This window comes from Mesorhizobium sp. M7A.F.Ca.CA.003.01.2.1, from assembly GCF_003998945.1.
GTDB classification, from domain to species: domain Bacteria; phylum Pseudomonadota; class Alphaproteobacteria; order Rhizobiales; family Rhizobiaceae; genus Mesorhizobium; species Mesorhizobium ciceri.
The window spans coordinates 1-2,018 of sequence record NZ_RZRA01000243.1; the positions used below are offsets into that span (position 1 = coordinate 1).

At 63.0% G+C, this 2,018-nt stretch carries 2 protein-coding genes and 1 pseudogene; all 3 read left to right on the top strand.

From position 1 onward, the window contains the following. Positions 1 to 604: pseudogene (locus EN969_RS12450) on the top strand (enolase C-terminal domain-like protein); the annotation flags it as partial. 9 nt (positions 605 to 613) lie between these two features. After that, a complete protein-coding gene (locus tag EN969_RS12455) occupies positions 614 to 943 on the top strand; it encodes an L-rhamnose mutarotase (RefSeq protein WP_063167540.1) in 330 nt (109 codons plus the stop codon). Continuing rightward, entirely contained in the window at positions 936 to 2,012 is a 1,077-nt protein-coding gene (locus EN969_RS12460) for a Gfo/Idh/MocA family oxidoreductase (protein ID WP_063167539.1), read from the top strand. The genes EN969_RS12455 and EN969_RS12460 overlap by 8 nt, the downstream gene beginning before the upstream one ends. The last annotated feature ends 6 nt before the right edge of the window (positions 2,013 to 2,018 follow it).

Sequence of the window (2,018 nt, forward strand, 5' to 3'; positions counted from 1 at the left end):
CGCCGCACGGGTCGGAGGATCTTGCCCGCCTGTCGGCGGTGCGCAAGGCGGTCGGCGACGGCTACGAGATCATGACCGACGCCAATCAGGGGTTTTCGGTCGACGAAGCGATCCGGCGCGCTGCGAGGCTGCGTGAGAGCTCGACCTCGCCTGGATCGAGGAACCGCTGCCGGCCGACGACATCGACGGGCATGTGCGGTTGTCGAACTCGACGCCGACGCCGATCGCCATCGGCGAGTCGCTCTACTCCCTCCGCCATTTTCGCGAGTACATGCAGAAAGGCGCCTGCTCGATCGTGCAGGTCGATGTCGGCCGTATCGGCGGCATCACGCCCTGGCTCAAGATTGCGCACGCGGCAGAGGCCTTCGACATTCCGGTCTGCCCGCATTTCCTGATGGAACTGCATGTCAGCCTGACCTGCGCTGTTCAGAACGGCCGATATGTCGAGTACATTCCGCAGCTCGACCAGTTGACCGGCAAGCGCATGCGCATCGAAGATGGCCAGGCGCTGGCGCCCGACGAACCGGGCATCGGCATCGATTGGGACTGGGACGCGGTCAAGGCCATGAGCATCGCCGAATTCACCACGGCGATCACGAAATAGGAGACTGATATGCAGCGGATGGGGATGATTCTCGGACTGAAGCCGGAAAAGGTCGATGAGTATGTTCGGCTCCATGCCGCCGTCTGGCCCGGCGTGCTGACCATGATCTCGGCCTGCAACATCAAGAACTATTCGATCTACCTGAAGCGGCCGGAGAACCTGCTGTTTTCCTATTTTGAATACCACGGCACCGACTATGCCGCCGACATGGCCAAGATGGCGGCCGACCCGAAGACGCAGGAATGGTGGGCCGTCTGCATGCCCTGCCAGGAGCCGCTGGCGACCCGCAAGGAGGGCGAGTGGTGGGCCGAGATGGATGAGGTCTTCCATCATGACTGAAGGCGGCTTCGACCCTGCCTTGCTCGTTCAATCCTGGCCAAAACCCTCAAGACCCCGGCCGATCGTCACCTTCGGCGCGGGATCGATCGTCGGCGACGCGCATTTCCCAGCCTACCGGAAGGCCGGCTTTCCGGTTGCCGGGCTTTATGATCCTGATCATGTCAGGGCTGAAAAGCTGGCCAGCCAATGGGGCGTGACGGCCTTTGGCTCGGTCGAAGAAGCGACTGCTGTCGAGGGCGCGATCTTCGACCTTGCCACCCCGCCGTCGCATCATGCCGATGTGCTGAAGTCCTTGCCTGACGGCGCGGTGGCGCTGATCCAGAAGCCGATGGGCAGCAATCTTGCCGAGGCGACCGCGATCCTCGAAATCTGCCGCGCCAGGAGGCTGCACGCGGCGGTGAACTTCCAATTGCGTTTCGCGCCAATGATGCTGGCGCTGAAGGATGCCATCGGCAAGGGCTGGCTCGGCGAGATCGTCGACTTCGACGCCTGGCTGGCGCTGGCGACACCATGGGAGCTTTGGGAATTCCTGCTCAAGGCGCCGCGCGTCGAGATCGCCATGCATTCGATCCACTATCTCGACCTGATCCGGCAGTTGCTCGGCGACCCCAGAGGCGTGCACGCCAAGACGCTCGGCCATCCCAACCATAAGGTGGCGCAGACGCGCACCAGCGCCATTCTCGACTATGGCGACACCGTGCGTTGCGCGCTGTCGATCAACCACGACCACAAATTCGGTCGCCGGCATCAGGCCTGCGAGTTCCGCATCTGCGGCACAGAGGGTGCCGCCTATCTCAAGCTGGGTCTCAACCTCGATTATCCCACAGGCGAACCGGATGTATTGGAGATCTGTCCGAAGGGCGGAACGGGCTGGATCGCCGTGCCCTTGGCCGGCGAGTGGTTTCCCGATGCCTTCGTCGGCCGCATGGCCAATGTCCAGCGCTTTGCGACCGGAGAAGATGATACGCTGATAAGCCCCGTCGAAGATGCCTGGAGCACGATGGCGCTGGTCGAGGCCGCCTACCAGTCGAGCGCGGCACCGGCGACGCCGATCGCGGAAAGACCCTGATGGAAC

Excerpts from the sequence above, each read along its gene's own strand:
- EN969_RS12460 (WP_063167539.1), top strand. The coding sequence starts at position 936 with ATGACTGAAGGCGGCTTCGACCCTGCCTTGCTCGTTCAATCCTGGCCA.
- EN969_RS12455 (WP_063167540.1), top strand. The coding sequence starts at position 614 with ATGCAGCGGATGGGGATGATTCTCGGACTGAAGCCGGAAAAGGTCGAT.